This window comes from Pseudomonas sp. ASL3 (assembly GCF_056680425.1).
Window position 1 is genome coordinate 5,998,346 of the sequence record NZ_CM155281.1, and the last position, 25,894, is coordinate 6,024,239.

Consider the following 25,894-nt stretch of genomic DNA (forward strand, 5'->3'; position numbering starts at 1 on the left):
TGTGTAGCCGTCCGCAGAATTGCTGCTGCCATCTGAGGTAACAATTTGGCCCATTGCGGTAGACAGCCGTGGGCTGGGGCGCAGGGCGGATGCTGAATATTCTGGTAATAAAGCTTCTTTTTACTGAAACCTTTTCGATTTTTTTGCTCACTAGGATGCGGTCCCTTAACTGGAAGGCTTTGGACGGGACGTTCGAAGCCGTGTTTAGGGAGATGTACCAATGTTCAGCAAGTACTACACCGGCTTCACCCTGTGCGCGTTGACCCTGGCGATTTCTGCCGAGGTATTGGCCGGGACTGTCACCACTGACGGGGCCGATATCGTCGTCAAAACCAAAGGCGGGTTGGAAGTGGCGACCACGGACGATCAATTCAGCTTCCAGATCGGCGGGCGCATACAGGCGGATTTCGACCAGTTCGATGGGGTCTACACCCAGAATGGCAAGACAGCGGACAGCGCTTATCTGCGCCGCGCTCGCCTGGAGTTGTCCGGCAAGGCTTATGGCGTCTGGGGTTATGACTTAGCGGTCGATTTGAGCAGCGATGAGCCCATCAAGGATGCCTTTGTCAGCTATTTCGGATTCGATCCGGTGACGCTCAGTGTCGGCCGTTTCGACCCGGATTTCGGTCTGGAAAACGCCACCAGCTCCAAGTGGACCACCGCTATGGAGCCGAGCATGATCACCGATCTCGCACCTTGGGCAAGCGACCATGATGAAGGCATGGGTGTTCAGGTGCGCGGTGCGACAGACATGTTCTATGGCTCGGCAAGTGTTCTACGGCCGTCCTCGAACGAGAACGATAACGGCAGGACCCGCAACAACTACAACCTGCGTGCGGTGTTCGCCCCGATGGCCGAGGCGGGTAATGTCCTGCACTTGGGCGTCAACTACGCCTACAGCGACGCCGATGAGCTGGACGGACGTATCCGTACCCGCCTTGGCGTACGCGGCATCTCGGAAAATGGAAACGGCAACCGCCCCGACCTCGCGCCCAAGGTGACCGGGGCCTTCGATGGCGACGCAGCGTTGGGACTTGAGTTCGCCTGGGCGACAGGCCCGTTTTCCCTGCAGAGCGAATACCTGCGTCGTAAAATCAGCGCCAAGTCCGACTCTGTGCGTAATGACCGCGATGCCACGGGTTACTACGGACAACTGGCCTACACCCTGACGGGAGAGTCGCGCGGTTACAAACTCGACGGTGGCAGATTCGGCAGCATCAAGCCGGAGAACCAGCAGTTGGGGGCGTGGGAGGTGTTCTATCGTTATGATCGCGCCAATGTCGAGGAAAGTGGTTTCCTCGACAACAGCGCGAAGGTGCAGACCGTGGGTGTGAACTGGTACGCCAACCAGGCGGTGAAAGTGTCTGCCAACTATCTGAAAGCCAGGACGGACAACCTCTCGAACGCTAACGGCGACGACAATGGCGATGCGTTGAGCTTGCGCCTGCAATACGTGTTCTGAGTTGTCAGAGCCCGACTCGGTCCCCGCCAGGTGCGGGGATTTTAATATCCGCGAAAGGGTTTCACCATGCGTATGAGTTCATGGCTGCTGGCATTGTTGCTGTGTGTTTTCACAGTCCAGGCACAGGCTTTCTCCACCCATAATCCGGGCGATCTGGTTGAAGTCAGCCTCGACCAGTTGCACCCGACCCAGGCCGTCGTCGGCTTTGACCAGATCTATTACAAGCTCGGACGTTTCGCCAGCCAGCGCGCAAAGTTGTTCGATGAATACTGCGAGACCAATGGCCAGGGTGAGTCGGTTCGGGTGCCCAAGGATGCAGATCTGCGTCGCCCCGACAGCTTTGAATGCCAGAGCCCGGTGGGAACACGCCCCGGCGATATGAAAACGGTGGTGGTCGGCCCGGCGGGTCAGCTGTATCTCACCGACGGCCATCACACCTTCACCACGTTATGGGAACAACCGGGTGCTGGTGCGCAGTTGAAAATGTGGGTCAAAGTGACCGATGACTTTAGCGACAGTGCCGATAGCGCAACCTTCTGGCAGCGTATGCAGCAGGCGCGAAAGGTCTGGTTGAAGGATGGTAACGGCCAGCCGATCGCCGCCTCGCAACTGCCTGAGCATCTTGGGCTGGCGAACTTGCAGAATGACCCTTTCCGCAGTCTCGTCTATTTCACCCGCGGAGCGGCCTATGGCAAGCCGGGCTCAGCTGACATCACACCGGAATTTCTCGAGTTCTACTGGGGCAACTGGTTACGTACCCAGCTGGACCTCAAGCTCTTCGACCTTGGTGAGCGCGACGGTTATCGCGGGGCCGTGGAGGCTGCAAGCAAACTGATGGTGGCGCTTCCCGGCGATGCGCTGGTCGGCGACAGCCACTTCAGTGCTCGGCAGTTGGGAGGATTCTCTTCGTTGAAACGCAAAGAACTGAACAAGACCATCAGCAACAAGTTGCATTACGTGATGGATTACAAAGCTTCTCATCTGATCGATGGAAGCGCTGTGGGTGAGGCATATCAGCCGGTTGGCAGCCACGGGCAATAACAACCAACAGCCATGGTGTGCGTGGCGTTGACCGGCCGCCCGGCGCTGAGGGCCTGGAGAATCGGCTCGATAAAACTGTTGCTGGAATTACAGGTGGCACCCTCGCTGTAAGGACCGAAATAGGCCAGGCGGCCTTCACGGTCCCAGATCGCCACGGCGGGGCTGGCGGTGATGCGCTCGGCGCCGGGCAGGTTGGCCAGCGGTTTGATTGCGTCCAGGGTGCTGGGTAATTGGCCATGGGTGCCGGGCTTTTGCACCGAATAGAAGTCCACGCCCTGCGCCCCACCGTAGTGCTCGACCAGCTCGGCCAGATGCTGCTGATTACCAACGTTGCACGGGCAGGCCGGGTCCCAGAAATGCACCAACCGGATTCGCCCCGGCCCGGCCAGTTCGACGGGCAGGCTCAGCACATCACCGGCGAACAGCGCCGTCTGGTCGCTGAACGGGCGGATATAACGCCCCTGGAACCAGTCGTAAGCCGCCCACAACCCGACCGCGCAAATAAGGGCGAGAAGGCAGGCGAGGACAGTAGGGCGATGGCGCGAGTTCATGCGGGACGGTTCTATTTGGGGAGGCGTAGCTTGCCATGCCTGGCGAGACAGATGAATATCGGAGCCTAACCCATTGTCATGTTCGGATGAAAATGACGTCCATTTTTGCCTGGAAGCCTCATGTTCGCCACGTTCGACCCTGATTCTTTACGATCCAGCCTGCGGCCTTTGCTTGCAGCGCAGCCGATGTCCGAGCAAGGGCTGGCCTATCAGCGCTTCTATGGTCTGGCTTTTGCCGGGCGTGAGGCAGTTGAACACGAGCCGCTGGTCCGCAGTTGGCTGGGGCGGTTCGATGTCGGTGGTTATGAAGTGGTGAGCCAGGTCTGGCTTCCCGAACGACCTGTTGCCACCCTGTTTCTGGTGCATGGCTTCTACGACCATATGGGCCTGTATCGGCACGTCGTCGAGTGGGCCCTGGAGCAGAATTTTGCAGTGATTACCTGTGACCTGCCGGGGCATGGCTTGTCCAGCGGCGTTCGCGCCAGCATCCATGACTTCGCCGAGTACCAGGTTGTGCTGCACGCGTTGTTCGCCGAAGCGATGAGCCTGCAATTGCCGCACCCTTGGCATCTGTGCGGGCAAAGTACCGGCGGGGCGATTGTGATCGACCATCTGCTCACTCACGGCGTCGATAGCCCGGCGCAAGGGCAAAGTATCTTGCTGGCGCCGCTGATTCGACCGCGCGGCTGGGTATGGTCGAAGCTCAGCTACTGCCTGCTCGGCCCCTTCGTCAAAGGCATTGAACGGCGCTTCAGCGAAAATACCAACGACCCGGCCTTCCTGCCGTTTCTCTTGGCTGATCCGCTACAGCCGCGGCGCCTGCCAACCGCATGGGTGGGGGCCTTGGCCAAGTGGATCAAGCGCATCGAAGCTGCGCCGCGCAGTACGCGCAGCCCCATGGTTGTTCAGGGTGACGCGGACATGACCGTCGACTGGGGCCACAACCTTGAAGTGCTCCACGATAAATTCGCCCAGCCGCAGATATTGATGCTGAGTGGGGCACGGCATCACCTGGCCAACGAACTGCCCGAGATGCGTCAGCGATATTTCGCATTCTTGAGCGAGCGGTTCGATACACCGCGTTAAACCCTTCGCGAATGAATTCGCTCCCACAGGGCGCAAATCTCTGTGGGAGCGAATTCATTCGCGAAGGCTGCGTCACTGACACGCCGCGTAGTTCCTACGGCGCCAGACTCGATGTGCTTTGCCCAACCGCCAGCCCTGCGCGAATCGCTGCCAGAGCCGCCTGATAGTAAGCCTTGCCTTCCGGCGACTCGGCGAAGGTGTCGAACTCTTCCAGTTCCGGGTCGGAAAGGTCGCGGTAGACGTAGAGCAGGGTGTTGTTCAAATCGTTGCCGATTTGCTCCATCAAGCGCTCACGCTGACCGTCGAGCATACTTTGGGCCTGACCGCCGCCCAGCAGGCCGGGGATCATCTGGCTGAGGCTGTCGGCAGCGACGCCGGCGATGGCGAGGCTGACTTCGGCCCCGGCTTCACGGGCGGGTAGGGCATGGGCCAGATGACCGATCAACAACTGACGGGTTGCGCTGGCTTCGATATGTGGCAGGCCCTGGGCATTTTTTGCCAGTTGATCAGGACGGGTTGCAGTCAGTTCAGCGGTGACGACTTTGCGCCCCAAAGGTGATTGAAAGAACTCCAGCGCCGGCGCCGGGTCCTTCAGGGCCTGCCGCAAGTGCTGCTCGGCGCGCTGATCCATGGCTTGCGGCGCGAAGCGCTGATTGCTGTTAGCGACCAATGCTTGATAGACCGCAGGCGGCAGGCTGTTGCGATAGCGTTGTTGAGCGGCGTCCAGGGCCGCGGTGAAATGCGCGCGTTGTTCTGGCCAGCCGGCGACCTTGTACAACTGGTCGTGGCCGTCTGCCCAAGCGGGCAACGTGCAGAACATCAACAGTAAAAAAAACAAACGGCGCATAAGGACTCCTGTCAGCAGGGCGCTATTCTCGGTGTCTGAGCGTTGACTTGTCGAGTTATCCCTTTGGTTGCTCGGCGGCTCTGTCGGATTTCAAAGCGTATGGATACTATGCGCACCATGCGAATACCCTCTGATCACCCGCTGCTGTTACGAATCGTCGACGACCTGGCCGCCCAGGGTTGGTCGCAGCAGAATATTTTCTTGCCAGAAATTTTGACTCTTGAGTTGGCCGCAGAGTGCCGCAAGCGTTCAGCCGAGGGCGAGCTGTCGCCTGCGGCCGTGGGCCGGGGCTTGACTCAGGAAGTGCGCGAAGGGGTTCGCGGCGATCATATCCAATGGCTGGAAGCCGGTGAGGTCGTGGCGTGTGATCGTTATCTGGAGTTGATGGACAGCCTGCGTCAGGCCCTCAATCGCGGGTTGTTTCTCGGGCTGGAAGACTATGAGAGCCATTTCGCGCTCTATCCGCCGGGGGCGTTTTACCTCAAGCACGTTGATCGCTTTCGCGATGATGACCGACGTATGGTCTCGGCGGTGCTTTACCTGAACCAGTCCTGGTTGCCCGAGCACGGCGGTCAGCTGCGCATGTATCTCAAAGACGAAGTCGAATATGACGTACAGCCCACGGGCGGCTGTCTGGTGGTGTTCCTCTCCGGTGAAATACCCCATGAGGTACTGCCGTCGACCCGTGATCGTCTTTCCCTGACGGGCTGGTTCCGGCGGCGAGGGGATGATCCGTTCTAAACCCGATGCCGCCCGACTCTGCTGATCAACTCTTGGGCGGCTTGCTTGTATCGACGCCGAACCATTTCTCCGACAACGCGCTCAGGCGGCCATCGGCCTTGATTCTTTGCAATGCCCTGTCCAGCACGCCCTGAAACGCCGGGTTGCCCTTCTGAAACGCAATCGCCAAGGGCATGGGCTTGCCGACTGGCGCGTTGGAATAGCTGTAGGGCTCACTGAAATCGATCTTCTTCTCCAGTTCCGGGGTCACGGCGATGTGGTTCAGGGCAATATCGTACTTGTCGCTTTCGACACCTTGCATCAAGTCAGCCGCATCGGTGGGAATGAACGAGGTGCCCAAGTCCAACTCTTCGGCCAGCATCTCACCCAGCTCGACTTCGAATCCGGTCAGTTTGCCGTCCTTGGTGAAATTAAAGGGGGCAAGATTTCCCTCCATGGCAATGCGCAACTCGCCGCGATCGTTCACGTCGTCGATCAATTCGGCATGAGCCAGCGGGCTCAGAACGGCAGATAAAAGTAACAGGCCAGGCACAAAGCGCATGGGCACTCCTAGAAGAAAAGAAATCAGAGCCGCTATGCTCTATGGTGTTTAGCGTAGTCGGCCGCAGCTTTGGACAGCCAAAAAACCGAAGTTGTAGTTTCAGCTCCAAATTTTTGTAACAAACCTGGAGAGATCATGAAGACCTTATTTTCAAGAGCTGCTATCGCTGGCTTATTGTTGGGGGGCTCTTTGTTGGGCGCTTCCACGCTGGCTACCGCTGCCGATGTTCCGCGTACTGCCTCGCCTGCAGGTGCCGAGGTGTACATCATTTCGCCGAAAGATGGCGCCACCGTGGGCAAGACGTTCAAGGTCCAGTTCGGCCTCAAAGGCATGGGTGTCGCGCCAGCGGGTGTCGATGTTCCGGACACGGGTCACCACCATCTGCTGATCGACGTCAAAGATCAGCCTGCAATGGATGCGCCGCTGCCGGCGACGGACAACATCAAACACTTCGGCAAAGGCCAGACCGAAACCGAACTGACCCTGACGCCGGGCAAACACACCCTGCAATTGCTGATGGGCGACAAAGGCCACATCCCGCTCAATCCTCCAGTCGAGTCGGAGAAAATCACCATTACCGTCAAATAGCTGTTTTTTGCGGAATAAAAAAGGAGACCCGAGGGTCTCCTTTTTTGTACGTCAGAAAAACTTAGAACAACACGCGGCTACGGATAGTGCCTTTGATGTGTTGTAGTTTTTCTTGCGCAAGATCGGAGTACTCGGCGTCGACATCGATCACCACGTAACCGACTTTCTCGTTGGTTTGCAGGAACTGACCGGAGATGTTGATACCGTTTTCGGCGAAGACCTTGTTGATCTCGCTCATCACACCCGGAATGTTTTCGTGGATGTGCAGCAAACGGTGCTTGCCAGGGTGAGCCGGCAGCGCCACTTCCGGGAAGTTGACCGAGGACACCGACGTACCGTTGTCGCTGTACTTGACCAGCTTCTCTGCCACTTCCAGACCGATGTTGGCCTGCGCTTCAGCGGTCGAGCCACCGATGTGCGGGGTCAGGATCACGTTGTCCAGACCACGCAGCGGGCTTTCGAACTCTTCATCGTTGGAGCGAGGTTCGACCGGGAAGACGTCGATGGCGGCGCCGATCAGGTGTTTGTCCTTGATTGCGTCAGCCAGTGCCTGCAACTCGACCACGGTGCCGCGAGCGGCGTTGATCAGGATGCTACCCTTTTTCATCGCGCGAATTTCTTTCTCGCCGATCATCCACTGGGTTTCAGCAGTTTCCGGGACGTGCAGGGTGACGATGTCAGCCAGACCCAGCAATTCGGTCAGGCTGGAGACCTGAGTCGAGTTGCCCAGCGGCAGTTTGGTCAGGGTGTCGTAGAAAAACACCTGCATGCCCAGGCCTTCAGCCAGCACGGAAAGTTGGGTGCCGATCGAGCCGTAGCCGATGATGCCCAGTTTCTTGCCGCGAATTTCGAAGGAGTTGGCCGCGCTTTTGATCCAGCCACCACGGTGGCAGGAAGCGTTTTTCTCAGGGATGCCGCGCAGTAACAGGATCGCTTCAGCCAGTACCAGCTCCGCCACTGAACGGGTGTTGGAGTAGGGGGCGTTGAAGACAGCGATGCCGCGTTCGCGAGCTGCGTTGAGATCGACCTGATTGGTACCGATGCAGAAACAGCCGACAGCGACCAGTTTCTTCGCACAATCAAAGACCTCTTCGGTCAGTTGAGTGCGCGAACGGATGCCAATGAAGTGCGCATCAGCGATCTTTTCCTTCAGCTCGGCTTCCGGCAGAGAACTGGTTACGTACTCGATGCTGGTGTAGCCGGCGGCCTTGAGGACGTCCACGGCGGATTGGTGGACGCCTTCGAGAAGAAGGAACTTGATCTTGCTCTTATCGAGAGAAGTCTTGCTCATCTGCGTAAACCTGTGTCCCGGAGAAAAATGGCAGGGGGCGCAGATCGGCCGTAGGCACGATTAGCGAGGTGCGTATGCTAGCATATGCACCCCGCGAAACACCCATTCCTGGACGTGAAGCGTTCTCAGGATGACCATGAATTGTTCGAGAGTTCCGTCGATGACCAATCCTGCCCTGATAGATGAGCTGAAGACCCTGGTTGAGGCCGGCAAAGTGCTGACCGATGCCGACTCCCTCAATGTTTACGGGAAGGATTGGACCAAGCATTTCGCGCCTGCACCTGTCGCCATCGTGTTTCCGAAGACCACCGAGCAGGTGCTGGCCATTGTTCGCTGGGCCAATGAGCACAAGATTGCGCTGGTGCCATCCGGCGGACGAACCGGCCTGTCTGCTGCGGCGGTCGCTGCCAATGGCGAAGTGGTGGTTGCGTTCGATTACATGAATCAGGTGCTGGATTTCAATATCACGGACCGCACCGTGGTCTGCCAACCGGGCGTGATCACTGAACAGCTGCAAACCCTGGCGGAAGATAAGGGCCTGTATTATCCGGTCGACTTCGCTTCCGCCGGTTCCAGTCAGATTGGCGGGAATATCGGCACCAATGCCGGCGGAATCAAGGTTATTCGCTACGGCATGACCCGCAATTGGGTGGCTGGCATGAAAGTCGTCACCGGTAAAGGCGACCTGCTCGAGCTGAACAAGGATTTGATCAAGAACGCCACCGGCTACGACTTGCGGCAGCTGTTCATTGGCGCCGAAGGTACGCTGGGCTTTGTCGTCGAAGCCACCATGCGTCTGGATCGTGCGCCGAAAAACCTGACCGCCATGGTTCTCGGTACCAGCGATTTCGACGCGATCATGCCGGTGTTGCACGCCTTTCAGAACAAGCTCGATCTGACCGCTTTCGAATTCTTCTCCGACAAAGCATTGGCCAAAGTCCTGGCGCGCGGCGATGTGCCGGCTCCTTTCGAGTCCGATTGCCCGTTCTACGCGTTGCTGGAATTCGAAGCGACCACTGAAGAAGTGGCCAACGATGCGCTGGCGACCTTCGAACACTGTGTCGAAGAGGGCTGGGTACTCGATGGCGTGATGAGCCAGAGCGATCAGCAGTTGCAGAACCTGTGGAAGTTGCGCGAATACATTTCCGAGACCATCTCGCACTGGACGCCGTACAAGAACGACATCTCGGTCACCGTGTCGAAAGTGCCGGCCTTCCTCAAGGAAATCGACGCTATCGTCGGCAAACACTACCCGGACTTCGAAATCGTCTGGTTCGGTCACATCGGCGACGGCAACCTGCATTTGAACATCCTCAAGCCAGAAAACCTGAGCAAGGATGAGTTTTTCGCCAAGTGCGCTACGGTCAACAAGTGGGTGTTCGAGACCGTGCAGAAATACAACGGCTCGATTTCCGCCGAACATGGCGTGGGCATGACCAAGCGTGACTACCTGACGTACAGCCGTTCGCCGGTAGAAATCGAATACATGAAAGCGGTCAAGGCGGTGTTCGATCCCAACGGGATCATGAACCCTGGCAAGATCTTCGCTGTTTGATCAGTAGGCCTGAATGCGGCCGCATAGAGACCCAGGAGTCGCCCATGAGCTATCAGCACCAGTATGTCGACGGTACGCGGGTCCACTTTCCGGTGGGCAAAGTCGTCTGTATCGGTCGCAATTACGCCGAGCACGCCAAAGAGCTGAATAATCCGGTGCCTACCGAACCGTTGCTGTTCATCAAACCCGGCAGCTGTGTGGTCGCTCTGGAGGGCGGGTTCACCATCCCGGCCGACCGTGGTTCGGTGCACTATGAAGCCGAAATCGTGGTGTTGATCGGCAAGCCGCTGACCCGCAACCCATCGCGTGAAGAAGTGCTGGATGCGATTACCGGCTTCGCTCCGGGTCTGGATCTGACCTTGCGTGACGTGCAGGCCAAGCTCAAGGAAAAAGGCCTGCCGTGGGAAATCGCCAAGTCGTTCGATGGTGCAGCCGTGATCGCACCGTTCGTATCGGCCGACGCCTACGAAGACCTGACCGATATCGGCATTCGCCTGACCATCAACGGTGAAGTGCGCCAGGACGGCAACAGCAGCGCAATGCTCAACCCCATCGTGCCGATGATTCAGCACATGGCGTCGCACTTTTCGTTGCAGGCCGGTGACGTGATCATGACCGGTACCCCGCCAGGCGTCGGCCCGTTCAATGCTGGCGATGAAATCGTGCTGGAGTTGACCGGCAAGAGCCGTTTCGAAAGCAGCGTTCGCTAAACCAGTAGCGAGGGGACTGATTTATTTTCAGCGCTTCATCGAAAATTAATCTGTCCCCGCTGCTGCTGTTGAGGCCGGGGACAGATTGATTTTTCAAAGAGCGCGAAAAATAAATCAGTCCCCTGGTTTCAGCGTTTAAGTGTCTTCACGCCTTCAGCAGTACCCAAGAACAGCAGATCAGCAGGACGCGCCGCGAACAGGCCGTTGGTGACGACGCCGACGATGGCGTTGATCTGGGTTTCCAGTTCCACCGGGTTGGTGATGTTCAGGTTGAACACGTCGAGGATGATGTTGCCGTTGTCGGTCAGCACGCCTTCGCGATAGACCGGGTCGCCGCCCAGTTTCACCAGTTGACGGGCAACATGGCTGCGCGCCATCGGGATCACTTCGACGGGCAGCGGGAACTCGCCCAGCACCGGCACCAGCTTGCTGCCGTCGGCGATGCAGATGAACGTCTGGGCCACGGCCGCGACGATCTTTTCCCGGGTCAACGCAGCGCCGCCGCCTTTGATCAGGTGCAGACGGTCGTCGGTTTCATCGGCGCCATCGACGTAAAACTCCAGATCGCTGACGGTATTCAGTTCATACACCGGAATACCATGGCCCTTGAGGCGCGCAGCAGTGGCTTCGGAACTGGCGACAGCGCCATCGAACGCGCCTTTGTGTTTGGCCAGCGCATCGATGAAACAGTTGGCCGTGGAGCCGGTACCGACACCCACGACGCTCTTGTCGTCGAGTTTCGGAAGGATGAAGTCGACAGCGGCTTGGGCCACGGCCTGTTTGAGTTGATCCTGGGTCATGCGGGCTCCACGGTGCGAAGTGGCTCGGTTCCTGTAGGAGCTGCCGCAGGCTGCGATCGACCGCGAAGCGGTCGCGATATTCAATCGAATGAAGGTCGTCCCGACCTTATCGCAGACTTCGGCAGCTCCTACAGTCGAGCAAAGGTGTGCAAAAGGACGGGCATTATAGCGACATGGCAGGTGTAAAACCCTGTCATTCGTGTGGGCGCCCGTCCGAGGGCTGGGTTAAACTTCGCGACTTCGTCCCATTCGCCAGTGATGCTTTCCCGATGCTTGAACAGTACGTCAAGAAAATCCTCACCTCGCGCGTTTACGACGTGGCCGTTGAAACCCCCTTGCAGTCGGCCCGCCAGCTGTCCGAGCGCCTCGGCAACAAGGTGTTGCTCAAGCGCGAAGACCTGCAGCCAGTGTTCTCGTTCAAGATTCGCGGCGCCTACAACAAGCTGGCACAACTGAGCGAAGCTGAATTGGCGCGGGGCGTGGTCACTGCGTCGGCCGGCAATCATGCACAAGGGGTGGCGTTGGCGGCCAAGGTGCTGGGGATCAAAGCCACCATCGTCATGCCCAAAACCACCCCCGAGATCAAGATCAAAGGCGTGCGTTCACACGGCGGCAAAGTGGTGCTGCACGGCGATTCGTTCCCCGAAGCGCTGGCCTACTCGCTGAAACTGGTGGACGAAAAGGGCTACGTGTACATCCACCCGTATGACGATCCCGACACCATCGCCGGGCAAGGCACGGTGGCGATGGAGATTCTGCGTCAGCATCCGGGCCGTCTGGACGCGATTTTTGTCCCGGTGGGCGGCGGTGGCTTGATCGCGGGCATCGCGGCGTACGTCAAATACCTGCGCCCGGAGATCAAGGTGATCGGCGTCGAGCCGGACGACTCCAACTGCCTGCAAGCCGCCATGGCAGCCGGCGAGCGGGTGGTATTGAGCCAGGTCGGGCTGTTCGCCGATGGCGTCGCGGTGGCGCAGATCGGCCGGCACACCTTCGACATCTGCAAGGATTACGTCGACGAAGTGATCACCGTCAGCACCGATGAAATCTGTGCGGCAATCAAGGACATCTACGACGACACCCGCTCGATCACCGAGCCTGCCGGTGCACTGGGCGTCGCCGGGATCAAGAAATACGTCGAGCTGTACGGCGTCACTGGCCAGACTCTGGTGGCGATCGACTCCGGCGCCAACGTCAACTTCGACCGCCTGCGCCACGTCGCTGAGCGCGCCGAACTGGGCGAAGGCCGCGAAGCGATCATCGCCGTAACCATCCCCGAAAAACCTGGCAGCTTCAAAGCCTTCTGCGAAGCCATCGGCAAACGCCAGATCACCGAATTCAACTACCGCTACCACACCGACCGCGAAGCGCACATCTTCGTCGGCGTGCAGACCCACCCGGAAAACGACCCACGTGCTGCGCTGATCAGCAGCCTGAACGAGCAGGGTTTTCCGGTGCTGGACCTGACCGACAACGAACTGGCGAAGTTGCACATCCGCCATATGGTCGGCGGTCATGCGGCGCGGGTCAGCGATGAGGTGGTATTCCGCTTCGAATTCCCGGAACGCCCGGGCGCGCTGTTCAACTTCCTCAACAAGCTTGGCGGGCACTGGAACATCTCGATGTTCCACTATCGCAACCATGGCGCAGCGGATGGCCGTGTCATGGCCGGGCTGGTGGTGCCGGAAGACGAACGCCATCTGGTGCCCGCGGCGCTGGCCGAGATTGGCTATCCGTATTGGGATGAAAGCGATAACCCGGCGTACAAGCTGTTCCTGGGGTAAAGAGCTGGCGAAGTGGCCGCGCTGCTAAGCTGAAAAGCATGATCTGACAGGGATTCACCGAAAATGGAACATTTCACCAGTCTCAAAATTCTGCACATGGTGGCGACCGCGCTGTTCTTTCTGAGTGCCCTTGGGCTCATCGTCTGGGTTGTCCGCGGTCGACTCGCGGGGGATACATCGATCCAGAACCGCACTCTGCAACGGCCTTGGCTGTTCGCCTGGATCTTGATGGCGCTGTGTCTGCTGACGCTGCCCATCAGTGGCTGGTGGCTGGTGCACTACGCTGGCTGGCCGCTGAGTCAGACCTGGCTGTTGGCGGCGAGCGTGTTGTACATGCTCGGCAGCCTGAGCTGGCTGTGGCTGCTGGTGCGACTCAACCGCCTGCGCGTGCCGGCGGCCATCGGCCATCCGAAGTTCACCTTGGCGTTGGCGGTGTTCAGCGGCGTGTGCTTTGTCGCGATCGCCGGGTTGATGGGCGCGAAACCGGTTTAGCTGGAAGCTCCTTCGGACCTTATCGCGGGCAAGCGCGCTCCTACAATGCGATCTACTGTAGGAGCGCGCTTGCCCGCGATGGTGTCTGGATCGATCACTTTCTTAACGTAATCACCGGCCAGCCACGCTTTTCCGCTTCGGCGCGCAGTTTCGGGTCCGGATCGACGGCCACCGGGTTGGCGACTTGCTCCAGCAGCGGCAGGTCGTTCAGCGAATCGCTGTAGAAATAGCTGTCGTCGAGGTTTAGGCCGGTTTCTTCGAGCCAACGATTGAGGCGCGTCACTTTGCCTTCACGAAAGCACGGTATATCCGTGGTGCGACCGCTGTAGCGACCGTCTACGATTTCGCATTCGGTGGCGAGCAGAGTATCCACGCCCAGGCGCGCGACTATCGGCGCGGTGACAAAACGGTTGGTTGCGGTGATCACCACCAGTTTGTCGCCCGCTTCACGATGCTTGGCCACTAACGCTTCGGCTTTGGGCAGGATGATCGGCTCGATGCAATCACGCATGAAGTCGCGGTGCCATTCATCCAGTTGGGCCATGTCGGTACGGCCCAGTATTTCCAGGCTGAAGTTCAGGTAATCGGTCAGATTCAGGGTGCCCGCCAGGTAATCCTGGTAAAACGCGTCGTTACGCGCCTTGTAGGCGATGGCGTCGAGGATGCCGCGCTCGCACAGGTAATCGCCCCATGCGTGGTCGCTGTCGCCACCCAGAAGCGTGTTGTCGAGGTCGAATAAAGCCAGGCGCATGCAGTTACCCGCTGAATTAGCTGAAAAAAGGCCCACAGAATACGGCGTTTTCACAAGAGTGCACATAAGCTGCGTAGCCTCGTTGCTGCTTTCATAATCTTTGTGGAACAATGCGGCGACATGCGTTTACGAGGTTGTTGCCGTGATCGACCCCGATGGTTTCCGCCCTAATGTCGGGATTATTCTGACAAATGATGCTGGCCAGGTCTTATGGGCTCGGCGAATCAACCAAGACGCCTGGCAGTTTCCTCAAGGTGGAATCAATCCTCAGGAGACGCCGGAAGACGCTTTGTACCGCGAATTGAATGAAGAAGTCGGGCTGGAACGGCAAGATGTTGAAATTCTCGCCTGCACCCGGGGCTGGTTGCGTTATCGTTTGCCGCAACGTCTGGTCAGAACCCACAGCCAACCGCTGTGCATCGGCCAGAAACAGAAGTGGTTTCTCCTGCGCCTGATCTCCAATGAGCAGCGGGTGCGGATGGATTTGACCGGTAAACCGGAGTTCGATGGCTGGCGTTGGGTCAGTTATTGGTATCCGTTGGGCCAGGTGGTGACATTCAAGCGCGAGGTTTATCGACGCGCCCTTAAAGAGCTTGCCCCGCGCCTGTTAGCGCGCGACTGACGACGGAGTTCGACCCCGAGCCATGCTCAATACGCTGCGCAAGATCGTCCAGGAAGTTAACTCCGCCAAGGATCTCAAGGCGGCGTTGGGGATTATTGTGTTACGCGTCAAAGAGGCCATGGGCAGCCAGGTCTGCTCGGTCTATTTGCTCGACCCTGAATCCAACCGCTTCGTGTTGATGGCCACCGAGGGCCTGAACAAGCGTTCTATCGGCAAGGTCAGCATGGCGCCGAACGAAGGCCTGGTCGGCCTCGTGGGTACCCGCGAAGAACCGCTGAACCTCGAAAACGCCGCCGATCACCCACGATATCGCTACTTTGCCGAGACCGGCGAAGAGCGTTATGCCTCTTTCCTTGGCGCACCGATCATCCACCACCGTCGTGTGGTCGGCGTGTTGGTGATCCAGCAAAAGGAGCGGCGTCAGTTCGACGAGGGCGAAGAAGCCTTTCTCGTGACCATGAGCGCCCAACTGGCGGGCGTTATTGCCCACGCTGAAGCCACGGGCTCGATCCGCGGCCTGGGTCGTCAGGGCAAAGGTATTCAGGAAGCCAAGTTCGTCGGTGTCGCAGGTTCTCCGGGCGCTGCGGTCGGTACGGCCGTGGTCATGTTGCCGCCGGCAGATCTGGAAGTGGTGCCGGACAAAAGCGTCAGCGATATCACCGCTGAACTGGCGCTGTTCCAGAATGCACTGGAAGGCGTGCGTGGCGACATGCGCTCGCTGTCGGCCAAGCTTGCCACCCAGTTGCGCCCCGAAGAGCGGGCGCTGTTCGACGTCTACCTGATGATGCTCGATGACGCTTCGCTGGGCAGCGAAGTGACCAACGTGATCAAGACCGGGCAATGGGCACAAGGCGCGTTGCGGCAAGTGGTCGGCGAACACGTCAAACGTTTCGAGTTGATGGACGACGATTACCTGCGTGAGCGCGCTTCCGACGTCAAAGACTTGGGTCGTCGGCTGTTGGCCTATTTGCAGGAGGCGCGCCAGCAGACGCTGGTGTACCCCGACAACACCATTCTGGTCAGCGAAGAGCTGACACCGGCGATGCTCGGTGAAGTGCCCGAAGGCAAGCTGGTCGGCCTGATCTCGGTACTCGGCTCCGGCAACTCCCACGTCGCGATTCTGGCGCGGGCCATGGGTATTCCCACGGTCATGGGCGTGGTCGATCTGCCGTACTCCAAGGTCGATGGTATTGAACTGATCGTCGACGGCTACCACGGCGAGGTCTTCACCAACCCCAGCGATATCATGCGCAAGCAGTACGCCGAGGTGGTCGAAGAAGAGCGGCAACTGTCCCAGGGCCTCGATGCCCTGCGTGAGTTGCCGTGTGTGACCCTGGACGGGCATCGCATGCCGTTGTGGGTCAACACCGGCCTGCTGGCCGACGTCGCTCGTGCTCAGCAGCGTGGCGCCGAAGGTGTTGGTCTGTACCGCACCGAAGTGCCGTTCATGATCAACCAGCGCTTCCCGAGCGAAAAAGAACAGCTGGCGATTTATCGCGAACAACTGGCGGCCTTCCATCCGCTGCCGGTGACCATGCGCAGCCTGGATATCGGCGGCGACAAATCGCTGTCGTACTTCCCGATCAAGGAAGACAACCCGTTCCTCGGCTGGCGCGGGATCCGCGTCACCCTCGATCACCCGGAAATCTTCCTGGTGCAGACCCGCGCCATGCTCAAGGCCAGCGTAGGCTTGAACAACTTGCGGATCCTGCTACCGATGATCTCGGGTACGCATGAGGTTGAAGAGGCGCAGCACCTGATTCACCGTGCCTGGGGCGAGGTGCGCGACGAAGGTTTCGACGTGCCGATGCCACCTGTTGGCGTGATGATTGAAGTCCCGGCGGCGGTTTACCAGACGCGCGAACTGGCGCGTCAGGTGGACTTCCTCTCGGTCGGATCCAACGACTTGACTCAATACCTGCTGGCGGTCGATCGCAACAACCCGCGGGTTGCCGATCTGTATGACTACCTGCACCCGGCAGTCCTGCTAGCCCTGCAGCATGTGGTGCGTGATGCCCACATCGAAGGCAAACCGGTCAGTATCTGCGGTGAGATGGCCGGCGACCCGGCGGCCGCGGTGCTGTTGATGGCGATGGGCTTCGACAGCCTGTCGATGAACGCCACCAACCTGCCGAAGGTGAAGTGGATGCTGCGTCAGATCAACCTGAGCAAGTCCAGGGAATTGTTGGCGGAGTTGATGACCATCGACAACCCGCAGGTCATCCACAGCTCCCTGCAACTGGCACTGAAAAACCTCGGCCTGGCGCGGATGATCAATCCGGCTTCGGTGAAAGGGCATTGATTCGAGTCGCCTGACAACACGCCATCGCGGGCAAGCCCGCTCCTACAGGGGTATGCGATCAACTGTAGGAGCGGGGGGGACGCCTAGTTCTTGCCCGCGATGGCGTCAGCCCAGGCGCCGAAGATCTAAACCCGCAACTCAACCTCACCCAACTGCCCGCCATAGGGCCCGAAGCTGTGCTCGATGAAGTGGCGGCTGCCGTCGGCGTTGACGATCAAGGCGCTGCTGGCTCGGGTGCCGTAGGTGGGGCTGGAGATGAATACGCTCGACAGCAAACTCTCAGTCGCCAGACCGACACCGGTATTGGGCAGTTCAGCAAGCGGAGCGGTCTCGCGATCGCGCAGTAGCGCCAGAAGCCCCGACGGCTGCGGGTCATGCAGTTGTGCGGCGAGGGCGGCTTTGGCCTTCAGCACTTTCGGCCACGGGGTATCCAGCCCTGCATTCGACACGCCATAAATACCTTCTGCCAAGCGCTGCGGATGCGGATTCACGGCGCTCAGGTAATACAGCGTGTCGGCGGTCCCGAGCAACAAATTGAAGCCCGCGTACTCGTCGGAGCGGCCCACCACTTCGGCCAGATAGTCTTCGGTCGATTGCTCGCCACACAGATACTGCGCCACCAGTTCGCCGCGGGAACGGCGCCCCAGCGGTTGATTCGGGTTGCGGATATTGGTCAGTGCGGCAAAACGACCGTGGGCGCCGACACCCAGCCAGGTTCCTCCGGCCTCAAGGTCGCGTCCCGCATACACGCCGGGTGCCTCTGGCCACTGCGCCAACGGCAGGCTCGGGCGCGCGTAGAACTCATCGCGATTGGCGGCGACGACCAATGGCCGGCGGTGAGCAGGGCGCCAGGCGAAGACGATCAGGCACATACGGACCTCCTTTTTTCGCCACTCTACCCACAGATCGAATGGACATCCATCGCGCACCGCTAGGGTCTATTGACGTTTGGTGGCGGTCGTCACCAAACGCCAACAGACCCTAGAGCTGAGTGCCGTGCTTCCGTTACCATGCCGGACTGATTTGGGGGACACCCATGATATTTCTGCTCTATTTGGCGTTGGGCGCTTGCGCCGGCGTGCTGGCCGGGCTGTTTGGCGTGGGCGGCGGGATCATCATCGTTCCGGTGCTGGTCTACAGCTTCACGCTGCAAGGCTTCGATGCATCGATATTGACCCACCTGGCCGTTGGAACATCCCTGGCGACGATCATTTTTACCTCGGTCAACGCGGTGCGTGAGCATCACCGCATAGGCGCTGTGCGTTGGGCGATCTTTGTCTGGCTGACCGTGGGGATTCTCATCGGTGCCGGTTTCGGTGCGTTGACGGCCAAAGCTATCGCCGGTCCGCACCTGCAAAAGATCATTGGCGTGTTCGCCGTGCTGGTGGCCTTGCAGTTGCTCGCAGAGTTCAAGCCCAAGGCTACCCGTGGCGTGCCGGGCAAGGTAGGGCTGACGGTGGCCGGTACTTTTCTCGGCTGGGCCTCGGCCATCTTTGGCATCGGTGGCGGATCGCTGACCGTGCCGTTCCTGGTCTGGCGCAGTGTGCCAATGCAGCAGGCGGTAGCGACCTCGTCGGCCTGTGGGCTGCCCATCGCGTTGGCTGGAGCCCTGAGTTTCATGGTGCTGGGCTGGCATGATCCGCTGCTGCCGGCGCACAGTCTGGGTTTCATCTATTTGCCAGCGCTGCTTGGCATTGCCCTGACCAGTATGTTTTTCGCGCGCTTCGGCGCCCGGTTGGCGCATAAACTATCGCCACGCCTGTTGAAACGAATGTTCGCTGCGCTGCTGTTATGCGTGGGTATAAGCTTTCTGGTTCAGTAGCTCTAGTCACTAGAGCGTTTTAATTGAGGAGTCGCAATGCTGCCTTACCCGCAGATTGACCCGGTAGCGTTGGCCATCGGCCCGCTGAAAATCCATTGGTACGGCTTGATGTACCTGATCGGTATCGGTGGTGCCTGGTTACTCGCTTCACGCCGCTTGAATCGCTTCGATCCGACCTGGACCAAGGAGAAGCTCTCTGACCTGATCTTTTGGCTCGCCATGGGGGTGATCGTCGGTGGTCGGCTGGGTTATGTGCTGTTCTACGATTTGAGCGCTTATATCGCCAATCCACTGCTGATTTTCGAAGTCTGGAAAGGCGGCATGGCGTTCCACGGTGGCTTTGTCGGGGTGATGCTGGCGGCCTGGTGGTTCGGCAAGCGCAACGGCAAGTCGTTCTTCGAGCTGATGGACTTCGTCGCACCGATGGTGCCGATTGGATTGGGGGCCGGGCGGATCGGCAACTTCATTAACGCCGAGCTGTGGGGCAAGCCGACCGATCTGCCGTGGGCAATGATCTTCCCGCCGTTCAGCGATCCGGCGCAGTTGCCGCGTCACCCCTCGCAGCTGTATCAGTTCGCATTGGAAGGCGTGGCGCTGTTCCTCATTCTCTGGCTGTTCTCGCGCAAACCGCGCCCGACCATGGCCGTTTCGGGGATGTTCGCGCTGTTTTACGGGATCTTCCGCTTTGTCGTCGAATTCGTCCGCGTGCCTGATGCCCAGCTGGGTTATCTGGCGTGGGGCTGGGTCACCATGGGTCAAATCCTGAGCCTGCCGATGATTATCGCCGGCCTGGTATTGCTCTGGCTGGCTTATCACCGCGCCCCCGCTGCCAAAAACGCGGCGGTTTAATACTGAAGCGCCGGGTGCTGTAGCCCGGCGTGTTCACTGATGCAGGTAATTTATGAAGCAATATCTGGATTTAGTCGCCCATGTGATCAAGAACGGGACCCTGCAGGCCAACCGTACCGGGGTGAAAACCATCAGTTTTCCCGGTGCAATGTTGCGTTATGACCTGAAGGAAGGTTTCCCGGCGATCACCACTCGGCGCATGGCGTTCAAGTCGGCCATCGGCGAAATGGTCGGTTTCCTGCGTGGCGTGAACAACGCAGCCGAATTCCGCGAGCTGGGCTGCAAGGTCTGGGACCAGAACGCCAACGAAAACGCGCAGTGGCTGGACAACCCGTTCCGCAAGGGCGAAGACGATCTGGGCGAAATCTACGGCGTGCAGTGGCGCAAATGGCCGGCCTATAAAAGGATCGAGACCAGCAATCCTGCGGCCATAGAACTGGCGATCAGCCAGGGTTATCAGCAGATCGCCCAGTCTGAAGAGGACGGTCAGGCCTACGTGGTGCTGTACAAGGCCATCGACCAGATTCGTCAGTGCGTCGACACCATCATCAAAGACCCGGGCAGCCGCCGGATCCTGTTCCACGGCTGGAACTGCGCGCAGCTCGATGAAATGGCGTTGCCGCCGTGCCATCTGCTCTATCAGTTCCACCCGAACCAGGAAACGCGCGAAATCTCCCTGACGCTGTACATTCGTTCCAACGATCTGGGGCTGGGTACGCCGTTCAACTTGACCGAAGGTGCAGCCCTGCTGCACTTGATCGGGCGCCTGACCGGCTACACGCCGCGCTGGTTCACCTATTTCATCGGCGATGCCCATGTCTACGAAAACCACCTGGACATGCTCAACGAACAGCTCAAGCGCGAGCCGCTTCCGGCCCCGCAACTGGTGATCTCCGAGCGCGTGCCAGCCTTCGCCCAGACCGGCGTGTATCAGCCCGAGTGGCTGGAGATGATCGAGCCGTCTGACTTCTCGCTGGAAGGGTATGAGCATCATCCGGCGATGACGGCACCGATGGCTGTTTAGGAAGACAATACTTTGTAGGAGCTGCCGAAGGCTGCGATCGACCGGGAACCGGTCGCCGCGGTTTGTTCTGTGAAGGCCGTGCCGGCCTTATCGCAGCCTTCGGCAGCTCCTACAGGGGCTGGCGCTGCATCGATCAATGCCCATGACTCCTTCCCACATGAGAGTGCTCACTCTCTGGCGCGGCGACCCCTCCGCTGACCTCCAGCTGCTGCAAGATCCCGCACTGCTTTAGCGTGCCCTCGGTGCAGCTTTGGCGCAGTTCCAGCAACTGCACCTGCAACGCCTGCAAGCTCGCCACCCGGGCGTTGACGTGCTGGATGTGCTCGTCGATCAGGGCATTGACGCTTTCGCACTGGTCTTGCGGGCTGTCGCGCAGGCTCAATAAGCTGCGGATTTCTTCGTGGGTCATGTCCAGGCTGCGGCAGTTGCGGATGAACGTCAGCCGTTCGACGTGGGCCTGGGTGTACACCCGGTAGTTACCGTCGCTGCGCGCGGGTGGTGGCAGCAGACCTTCGCGCTCGTAATAGCGGACGGTTTCCACCTGGCAATCAGTCAGCTTCGCCAGTTCGCCGATCTTCATAGTGATTAATCTCGTTTCCGTGCTTGACCCTATAGTGGCTACAGGGTGTTCACTTGGCAATAAGCACTTTCAAGGACTCGATCATGAGCCATCCCGAACACGCACCTGCCAAGTTCACGCCCGTTGCACATGGCCACGATCATTCGCACAGCTGCTGCTCATCAGCCGATGCGCCTGCGGTGGTCCAGTTCAGTGGTGCGCCTTCGTCTGGCGCGCAGTTGAGCAGTTTCCGTATCGAACAGATGGATTGTCCGACCGAGCAAACGCTGATCCAGAACAAACTGGGCAAGCTGGCCGGGGTGCAGCAACTGGAATTCAACCTGATCAATCGGGTGTTGGGCGTCACCCATGACCTCCCGTCCACCGACGCTATCGTCGACGCTATCAAGTCGCTGGGCATGCACGCCGAGTTGATTGCGAAGGACGGCAACACCGACGTTCCGGCTAACTCGCCAGTGAAGAAACACTGGTGGCCGCTGGCATTGTCCGGTGTGGCGGCGCTGGCCGCAGAGGGCATCCATTTCGCACAACTCGCGCCGAGCTGGGTGGTGGCGCTGGTCGCTCTGCTGTCGATTTTGAGCTGTGGTCTGACGACCTACAAAAAGGGCTGGATCGCCCTGAAGAACCGCAACCTGAACATCAACGCGCTGATGAGCATCGCGGTAACCGGTGCGGTGTTGATCGGTCAGTGGCCGGAAGCGGCGATGGTGATGTTCCTGTTTACCGTGGCCGAGTTGATCGAAGCCAAGTCTCTGGACCGGGCGCGCAATGCCATCGGAGGCCTGATGCAACTGACGCCGGAGCTGGCCACGGTGCGGCAGGCCGACGGTACTTGGCTTGAGCAGGATGTGAAAAGTATCGAGCTGGGCGCGCTAGTGCGAGTGCGGCCGGGCGAACGAGTCGGGCTGGACGGTGAAGTGCTGTCCGGCAACTCGACCATCGACCAGGCGCCGATCACCGGGGAAAGCCTGCCGGTGGAAAAGGCCGCCGGCGATAAAGTCTTCGCGGGCACCATCAATCAGGCCGGCTCGCTGGAATACAAGGTGACGGCGGCGGCCAATAACTCGACGTTGGCGCGGATCATCCACGCGGTTGAAGCGGCCCAAGGGTCGCGGGCACCGACCCAGCGTTTCGTCGATAGCTTCTCGCGGATCTACACCCCAGCGGTGTTTTTGTTTGCCTTGGCCGTGGCGCTGATTCCGCCGCTGTTCATGGGCGCTGCCTGGTTCGACTGGATCTATCGCGCGCTGGTATTGCTGGTAGTCGCTTGTCCTTGTGCGCTGGTGATTTCGACGCCTGTGACCATCGTCAGCGGGCTGGCCGCAGCGGCGCGCAAAGGGATTCTGATCAAGGGTGGCGTGTTCCTGGAAAGCGGGCACAAGCTGGATTACCTGGCATTGGATAAAACCGGGACCATCACCCATGGCAAGCCGGTGCTGACCGACTTCCTGGCGCTGGACCCCCTGGTCAATGACACCGCCTCAGCGATTGCCGCCAGCCTCGCCAGTCGTTCAGACCACCCGGTGTCGCAGGCCATCGCCAAGGACGCCGCTGAAAAACAGCTCGGTTTGCATGAAGTCGAGGCGTTCGCGGCGCTGGCCGGACGTGGAGTCAAAGGTGAGGTGGGCGGTCAGCTCTATCACTTGGGTAATCACCGCTTGGTTGAAGAGTTGGGGCTGTGTTCGCCCGAGTTGGAAGCCAGGCTCGATGTGTTGGAAAGCCAAGGCAAAACCGTGGTCCTGCTGTGCGATCAGTCCGGCCCGCTGGCGCTGTTTGCGGTGGCCGATACGGTCAAGGAAAGCAGCCGCGAGGCGATCCGCCAACTGCATGAGCTGGGTATCAAGACGGTGATGCTGACCGGCGACAACCCCCACACTGCGAAGGCAATCGCTGATTTGGTGGGCATGGATCAGGCGCAGGGCAATCTGTTGCCGGCTGACAAACTGCAGGCTATCGAAGGGCTCTATGCTCAGGGCCACCGCGTTGGCATGGTTGGCGACGGCATCAACGATGCTCCAGCCCTGGCCCGCTCCGAGATAGGTTTTGCCATGGCCGCAGCGGGAACAGATACGGCGATTGAAACCGCCGATGTCGCCTTGATGGACGACGATCTGCGCAAGATCCCGGCCTTTGTGCGGCTGTCACGTCAGACCTCGACGATCCTGAAGCAGAACATTACCCTGGCGCTGGCGATCAAGGCAGTGTTCCTTGCAGTCACCTTCGCCGGCATGGCGACCATGTGGATGGCGGTGTTCGCCGACATGGGCGTGAGTTTGCTGGTGGTGTTCAACGGGTTGCGGTTGCTCAGGAAATAACGGTTTCGCCAGACCTAAAGCCTTCGCGAATAAATTCGCTCCCATAGGGATTGCAGATAATCCGTGGGAGCGAATTCATTCGCGAAGAGGGCGACGCGGTGTTATTTCGAATATCGCTTCTGCCCCCAACCAATCAACCCTTGCAGCAGGTTTTTCAAGATCTTCTGCGTTGGCTCGGCCAGGTCCGGGCGGTAGTTGAATGGCTCGAACTCTTCCATGTACGTGCTTTGTGCCAGTTCAAGCTGAACGGCATGGATGTTGTTGGCCGGGTCGCCGTAGTGGCGGGTGATGTGGCCGCCCTTGAAGCGCCCGTTCAGTATGTGGGTGTAATCGGTGGCGGCGGCGCAGGTCGCTTCCAGCAGGCTGGCCAGTTGCGTGTCGCAGCTAGCGCCGTTGAAAGTGCCGAGGTTGAAATCCGGCAGGCGGCCTTCGAACAGATGCGGAATCGAGCCACGAATGGAATGCGCATCGAACAACATCGCATAGCCGAATTCGTCACGCAGCCGCGCCAGCTCCTGCTGCAACGTCTGGTGATACGGTGTCCAGATCTGCGCCAGATAGCGAGCGCGTTCTTCAGTGCTTGGCACCAGACTTTCGCGAAACAGCGGCGAGCCGTCGAACAGCGTGGCTGGATACAGCCCGGTGGTCGCGCCGACATACAACGGTTTGTCATCGGACGGGCGATTGAGGTCGATGACGAAGCGCGAATACTCGGCCGCCAGGGTGCTGGCGCCTAGCTCTTCGGCGAATTCATAAAGCTGCGGGATGTGCCAGTCGGTATCCGGCAGGCTTTGCGCCGCGTCCACCAGACCGGCCTCGACCGCCGGGGTCAGACGCAACCCGGCGTGGGGCATGCTGATCAGCAAAGGTAGCCGACCGCGTTTGAAATTCAGAACCTTATTCACAAATGCCTCCTGAGCATCAAACCTGTGATTCAGCGCCGTGACGCACGATCTGTTTGTCCAGATCGCCGCCCAGCCAGTAAGCCAGATCCGCTGGCCGTTCAATCTTCCACGCCACGAAGTCGGCGAATTTGCCCACTTCCAGCGAACCATGGGTATCGCCCAGCCCCAACGCTTTGGCTGCGTTGAGAGTGACGCCGGCCAAAGCTTCTTCCGGGGTCATGCGGAACAGCGTGCAGGCCATGTTCAACATCAAGCGCAGCGACAGGGCAGGCGAGGTGCCAGGGTTCAAATCAGTGGCGATAGCGATGTTGACCCCGTGTTTGCGCAGGGCATCCATGGGTGGCAGTTGGGTTTCCCGCAGAAAGTAGTACGCGCCCGGCAGCAGCACCGCGACGGTCCCGGCGGCGCCCATAGCGATGGCATCAGCCTCGGTCATGAACTCCAGATGATCGGCCGACAACGCGTGATAGCGCGCGGCGAGGCTGGAGCCGGCCAGCGATGACAGCTGTTCGGCATGCAGTTTCACCGGTAGACCCAACTGGCCAGCGCGGATAAACACTTTCTCGACCTGCGCGGGCGAGAACGCCAGGTATTCGCAGAACGCATCCACCGCATCGACCAGACCTTCCGCCGCCAATGCCGGGAGCATCTTGTCGCAGATATGGTTGATGTAGTCGTCAGCGCGGTCAGCGTATTCCGGCGGCAAGGCGTGGGCGGCCAGGCAGGTGCTGCGAACGGTGACCGGAAGCACGGTGCCCAGATGCCGGATCACCCGCAGAATCTTGCGCTCGCTGGCCAGATCCAGGCCGTAACCGGATTTGATTTCCACCGTGGTCACACCGTCGCTCAGCAAGCGCTTGAGACGTTGTTCGGCGCTGGCGAAGAGTTCGTCTTCACTGGCAGCCCGGGTGGCGCGCACGGTGCTGGCGATACCGCCACCCGCCGCCGCGATCTCCGCGTAGCTCACGCCTTGCAGACGCTGCTCGAACTCGCCGCTGCGATTGCCGCCGAAGACTGTGTGCGTGTGGCAGTCGATCAGGCCGGGTGTGACCCAGGCGCCGTCCAGATCCACGACGTTGGCATAGTCTTTTGCCGGCAGCTCAGCCTGCGGGCCGATCCACTCTATGTACTCGCCTGACGTCACGATGGCGGCATTCTCGATGATCGAGTACTTGCCTTGCGCCATGCTTGCAACGTGGCAATGCTGCCAGAGCGTTTTCATCTACGGCCTCCGA

At 59.5% G+C, this 25,894-nt stretch carries 25 protein-coding genes; 15 read left to right on the top strand and 10 right to left on the bottom strand.

Annotated elements, in window-relative coordinates; genetic code table 11:
* The first annotated feature begins 220 nt into the window (after positions 1-220).
* Both AC1MEE_RS27475 and AC1MEE_RS27480 read left to right on the top strand, forming a co-directional pair.
* Positions 221-1,462 carry an OprO/OprP family phosphate-selective porin gene (locus AC1MEE_RS27475; RefSeq protein ID WP_480412621.1) on the top strand — a complete coding sequence of 414 codons (1,242 nt, stop codon included), beginning with the start codon at positions 221-223 and terminating at the stop codon, positions 1,460-1,462.
* A gap of 66 nt (positions 1,463-1,528) precedes the next feature.
* Positions 1,529-2,503 (top strand): ParB/Srx family N-terminal domain-containing protein, encoded by a 975-nt coding sequence (locus tag AC1MEE_RS27480; protein WP_480412622.1) that lies wholly within the window; start codon positions 1,529-1,531, stop codon positions 2,501-2,503.
* Here the strand turns inward: AC1MEE_RS27480 and AC1MEE_RS27485 are convergent.
* On the bottom strand, positions 2,476-3,054 hold the full coding sequence (locus AC1MEE_RS27485) for a DUF6436 domain-containing protein (protein ID WP_480412623.1): 579 nt from the start codon (positions 3,052-3,054) through the stop codon (positions 2,476-2,478). The genes AC1MEE_RS27480 and AC1MEE_RS27485 overlap by 28 nt on opposite strands.
* A 120-nt stretch (positions 3,055-3,174) precedes the next feature.
* Between AC1MEE_RS27485 and bipL the strand changes: the two genes are divergently transcribed.
* On the top strand, positions 3,175-4,140 hold the full coding sequence (gene bipL, locus AC1MEE_RS27490; protein ID WP_480412624.1) for a phospholipase BipL: 966 nt from the start codon (positions 3,175-3,177) through the stop codon (positions 4,138-4,140).
* 94 nt (positions 4,141-4,234) lie between these two features.
* Here the strand turns inward: bipL and AC1MEE_RS27495 are convergent, their stop codons facing one another.
* Complete coding sequence (locus tag AC1MEE_RS27495) at positions 4,235-4,987, bottom strand: DUF2059 domain-containing protein (protein WP_480412625.1); 753 nt, start codon at positions 4,985-4,987, stop codon at positions 4,235-4,237.
* Positions 4,988-5,095: 108 nt separating this feature from the next.
* Here AC1MEE_RS27495 and AC1MEE_RS27500 point away from each other — a divergent pair, with 108 nt between their 5' ends.
* Positions 5,096-5,728, top strand: coding sequence for a 2OG-Fe(II) oxygenase (locus AC1MEE_RS27500; RefSeq protein ID WP_480416357.1), 633 nt, complete (start codon positions 5,096-5,098; stop codon positions 5,726-5,728).
* 25 nt (positions 5,729-5,753) lie between these two features.
* Here the strand turns inward: AC1MEE_RS27500 and AC1MEE_RS27505 are convergent, their stop codons facing one another.
* Positions 5,754-6,269, bottom strand: coding sequence for a transporter substrate-binding domain-containing protein (locus AC1MEE_RS27505; RefSeq protein WP_480412626.1), 516 nt, complete (start codon positions 6,267-6,269; stop codon positions 5,754-5,756).
* Between the two features lie 135 nt (positions 6,270-6,404).
* Here AC1MEE_RS27505 and AC1MEE_RS27510 point away from each other — a divergent pair, with 135 nt between their 5' ends.
* A complete protein-coding gene (locus AC1MEE_RS27510; protein WP_480412627.1) occupies positions 6,405-6,857 on the top strand; it encodes a DUF4399 domain-containing protein in 453 nt (150 codons plus the stop codon).
* A 61-nt stretch (positions 6,858-6,918) separates the two neighbouring features.
* Here the strand turns inward: AC1MEE_RS27510 and serA are convergent, their stop codons facing one another.
* Complete coding sequence (serA, locus tag AC1MEE_RS27515; protein ID WP_480412628.1) at positions 6,919-8,148, bottom strand: phosphoglycerate dehydrogenase; 1,230 nt, start codon at positions 8,146-8,148, stop codon at positions 6,919-6,921.
* 160 nt (positions 8,149-8,308) lie between these two features.
* Here serA and AC1MEE_RS27520 point away from each other — a divergent pair, with 160 nt between their 5' ends.
* Positions 8,309-9,703, top strand: coding sequence for an FAD-binding oxidoreductase (locus tag AC1MEE_RS27520; protein WP_480412629.1), 1,395 nt, complete (start codon positions 8,309-8,311; stop codon positions 9,701-9,703).
* Positions 9,704-9,747: 44 nt separating this feature from the next.
* Positions 9,748-10,413, top strand: a complete 666-nt coding sequence (locus AC1MEE_RS27525; protein ID WP_480412630.1) for a fumarylacetoacetate hydrolase family protein — start codon at positions 9,748-9,750, stop codon at positions 10,411-10,413.
* A gap of 128 nt (positions 10,414-10,541) precedes the next feature.
* On the opposite strand, the gene rpiA is transcribed toward AC1MEE_RS27525, so the two are convergent.
* The gene (rpiA, locus tag AC1MEE_RS27530; protein WP_480412631.1) at positions 10,542-11,213 is read right to left on the bottom strand and encodes a ribose-5-phosphate isomerase RpiA; all 672 of its coding nucleotides are present in this window, start codon (positions 11,211-11,213) and stop codon (positions 10,542-10,544) included.
* 269 nt (positions 11,214-11,482) lie between these two features.
* Between rpiA and ilvA the strand changes: the two genes are divergently transcribed.
* Complete coding sequence (ilvA, locus tag AC1MEE_RS27535; protein ID WP_480412632.1) at positions 11,483-12,997, top strand: threonine ammonia-lyase, biosynthetic; 1,515 nt, start codon at positions 11,483-11,485, stop codon at positions 12,995-12,997.
* A gap of 63 nt (positions 12,998-13,060) precedes the next feature.
* Positions 13,061-13,489, top strand: coding sequence for a DUF2269 family protein (locus tag AC1MEE_RS27540; RefSeq protein ID WP_480412633.1), 429 nt, complete (start codon positions 13,061-13,063; stop codon positions 13,487-13,489).
* 94 nt (positions 13,490-13,583) lie between these two features.
* Here AC1MEE_RS27540 and AC1MEE_RS27545 read toward each other — a convergent pair whose 3' ends face one another.
* A complete protein-coding gene (locus AC1MEE_RS27545; protein WP_480412634.1) occupies positions 13,584-14,240 on the bottom strand; it encodes a histidinol-phosphatase in 657 nt (218 codons plus the stop codon).
* Positions 14,241-14,382: 142 nt separating this feature from the next.
* On the opposite strand from AC1MEE_RS27545, the gene AC1MEE_RS27550 reads away from it, so the two are divergent.
* Together AC1MEE_RS27550 and ptsP are read left to right on the top strand one after the other, a co-directional pair.
* Positions 14,383-14,862, top strand: coding sequence for an RNA pyrophosphohydrolase (locus tag AC1MEE_RS27550; protein ID WP_331187515.1), 480 nt, complete (start codon positions 14,383-14,385; stop codon positions 14,860-14,862).
* 22 nt (positions 14,863-14,884) lie between these two features.
* Positions 14,885-17,164 carry a phosphoenolpyruvate--protein phosphotransferase gene (gene ptsP, locus AC1MEE_RS27555; protein ID WP_480412635.1) on the top strand — a complete coding sequence of 760 codons (2,280 nt, stop codon included), beginning with the start codon at positions 14,885-14,887 and terminating at the stop codon, positions 17,162-17,164.
* Between the two features lie 125 nt (positions 17,165-17,289).
* On the opposite strand, the gene AC1MEE_RS27560 is transcribed toward ptsP, so the two are convergent.
* Positions 17,290-18,036: an NRDE family protein gene (locus tag AC1MEE_RS27560; RefSeq protein ID WP_480412636.1), complete on the bottom strand. Its 747-nt coding sequence runs from the start codon at positions 18,034-18,036 to the stop codon at positions 17,290-17,292.
* A gap of 164 nt (positions 18,037-18,200) precedes the next feature.
* On the opposite strand from AC1MEE_RS27560, the gene AC1MEE_RS27565 reads away from it, so the two are divergent.
* From AC1MEE_RS27565 to AC1MEE_RS27575, 3 genes are read left to right on the top strand one after another with little or no spacing between them, the layout of a single operon-like run.
* Positions 18,201-18,986, top strand: coding sequence for a sulfite exporter TauE/SafE family protein (locus AC1MEE_RS27565; RefSeq protein WP_480412637.1), 786 nt, complete (start codon positions 18,201-18,203; stop codon positions 18,984-18,986).
* A 36-nt stretch (positions 18,987-19,022) separates the two neighbouring features.
* Complete coding sequence (gene lgt / locus AC1MEE_RS27570; RefSeq protein ID WP_480412638.1) at positions 19,023-19,835, top strand: prolipoprotein diacylglyceryl transferase; 813 nt, start codon at positions 19,023-19,025, stop codon at positions 19,833-19,835.
* A gap of 52 nt (positions 19,836-19,887) precedes the next feature.
* Entirely contained in the window at positions 19,888-20,859 is a 972-nt protein-coding gene (locus AC1MEE_RS27575) for a thymidylate synthase (RefSeq protein WP_480412639.1), read from the top strand.
* Positions 20,860-20,992: 133 nt separating this feature from the next.
* Here the strand turns inward: AC1MEE_RS27575 and cadR are convergent, their stop codons facing one another.
* Complete coding sequence (cadR, locus tag AC1MEE_RS27580; RefSeq protein WP_480412640.1) at positions 20,993-21,439, bottom strand: Cd(II)/Pb(II)-responsive transcriptional regulator; 447 nt, start codon at positions 21,437-21,439, stop codon at positions 20,993-20,995.
* 83 nt (positions 21,440-21,522) lie between these two features.
* Between cadR and AC1MEE_RS27585 the strand changes: the two genes are divergently transcribed.
* Positions 21,523-23,754, top strand: coding sequence for a heavy metal translocating P-type ATPase (locus AC1MEE_RS27585; protein ID WP_480412641.1), 2,232 nt, complete (start codon positions 21,523-21,525; stop codon positions 23,752-23,754).
* A gap of 101 nt (positions 23,755-23,855) precedes the next feature.
* On the opposite strand, the gene hutG is transcribed toward AC1MEE_RS27585, so the two are convergent.
* A complete protein-coding gene (gene hutG / locus AC1MEE_RS27590; protein ID WP_480412642.1) occupies positions 23,856-24,659 on the bottom strand; it encodes an N-formylglutamate deformylase in 804 nt (267 codons plus the stop codon).
* A gap of 16 nt (positions 24,660-24,675) precedes the next feature.
* Positions 24,676-25,881 carry an imidazolonepropionase gene (hutI, locus tag AC1MEE_RS27595; RefSeq protein WP_480412643.1) on the bottom strand — a complete coding sequence of 402 codons (1,206 nt, stop codon included), beginning with the start codon at positions 25,879-25,881 and terminating at the stop codon, positions 24,676-24,678.
* Positions 25,882-25,894: the final 13 nt, after the last annotated feature.

Excerpts from the sequence above, each read along its gene's own strand:
- AC1MEE_RS27475 (WP_480412621.1), top strand. The coding sequence starts at position 221 with ATGTTCAGCAAGTACTACACCGGCTTCACCCTGTGCGCGTTGACCCTG.
- AC1MEE_RS27520 (WP_480412629.1), top strand. The coding sequence starts at position 8,309 with ATGACCAATCCTGCCCTGATAGATGAGCTGAAGACCCTGGTTGAGGCC.
- cadR (WP_480412640.1), bottom strand. The coding sequence starts at position 21,439 with ATGAAGATCGGCGAACTGGCGAAGCTGACTGATTGCCAGGTGGAAACC.
- serA (WP_480412628.1), bottom strand. The coding sequence starts at position 8,148 with ATGAGCAAGACTTCTCTCGATAAGAGCAAGATCAAGTTCCTTCTTCTC.
- AC1MEE_RS27540 (WP_480412633.1), top strand. The coding sequence starts at position 13,061 with ATGGAACATTTCACCAGTCTCAAAATTCTGCACATGGTGGCGACCGCG.
- ptsP (WP_480412635.1), top strand. The coding sequence starts at position 14,885 with ATGCTCAATACGCTGCGCAAGATCGTCCAGGAAGTTAACTCCGCCAAG.
- AC1MEE_RS27505 (WP_480412626.1), bottom strand. The coding sequence starts at position 6,269 with ATGCGCTTTGTGCCTGGCCTGTTACTTTTATCTGCCGTTCTGAGCCCG.
- lgt (WP_480412638.1), top strand. The coding sequence starts at position 19,023 with ATGCTGCCTTACCCGCAGATTGACCCGGTAGCGTTGGCCATCGGCCCG.
- AC1MEE_RS27560 (WP_480412636.1), bottom strand. The coding sequence starts at position 18,036 with ATGTGCCTGATCGTCTTCGCCTGGCGCCCTGCTCACCGCCGGCCATTG.
- AC1MEE_RS27485 (WP_480412623.1), bottom strand. The coding sequence starts at position 3,054 with ATGAACTCGCGCCATCGCCCTACTGTCCTCGCCTGCCTTCTCGCCCTT.
- rpiA (WP_480412631.1), bottom strand. The coding sequence starts at position 11,213 with ATGACCCAGGATCAACTCAAACAGGCCGTGGCCCAAGCCGCTGTCGAC.
- AC1MEE_RS27565 (WP_480412637.1), top strand. The coding sequence starts at position 18,201 with ATGATATTTCTGCTCTATTTGGCGTTGGGCGCTTGCGCCGGCGTGCTG.
- AC1MEE_RS27525 (WP_480412630.1), top strand. The coding sequence starts at position 9,748 with ATGAGCTATCAGCACCAGTATGTCGACGGTACGCGGGTCCACTTTCCG.
- bipL (WP_480412624.1), top strand. The coding sequence starts at position 3,175 with ATGTTCGCCACGTTCGACCCTGATTCTTTACGATCCAGCCTGCGGCCT.
- ilvA (WP_480412632.1), top strand. The coding sequence starts at position 11,483 with ATGCTTGAACAGTACGTCAAGAAAATCCTCACCTCGCGCGTTTACGAC.
- AC1MEE_RS27545 (WP_480412634.1), bottom strand. The coding sequence starts at position 14,240 with ATGCGCCTGGCTTTATTCGACCTCGACAACACGCTTCTGGGTGGCGAC.
- AC1MEE_RS27510 (WP_480412627.1), top strand. The coding sequence starts at position 6,405 with ATGAAGACCTTATTTTCAAGAGCTGCTATCGCTGGCTTATTGTTGGGG.
- AC1MEE_RS27575 (WP_480412639.1), top strand. The coding sequence starts at position 19,888 with ATGAAGCAATATCTGGATTTAGTCGCCCATGTGATCAAGAACGGGACC.
- AC1MEE_RS27585 (WP_480412641.1), top strand. The coding sequence starts at position 21,523 with ATGAGCCATCCCGAACACGCACCTGCCAAGTTCACGCCCGTTGCACAT.
- AC1MEE_RS27495 (WP_480412625.1), bottom strand. The coding sequence starts at position 4,987 with ATGCGCCGTTTGTTTTTTTTACTGTTGATGTTCTGCACGTTGCCCGCT.
- hutI (WP_480412643.1), bottom strand. The coding sequence starts at position 25,881 with ATGAAAACGCTCTGGCAGCATTGCCACGTTGCAAGCATGGCGCAAGGC.
- AC1MEE_RS27500 (WP_480416357.1), top strand. The coding sequence starts at position 5,096 with ATGCGCACCATGCGAATACCCTCTGATCACCCGCTGCTGTTACGAATC.
- AC1MEE_RS27480 (WP_480412622.1), top strand. The coding sequence starts at position 1,529 with ATGCGTATGAGTTCATGGCTGCTGGCATTGTTGCTGTGTGTTTTCACA.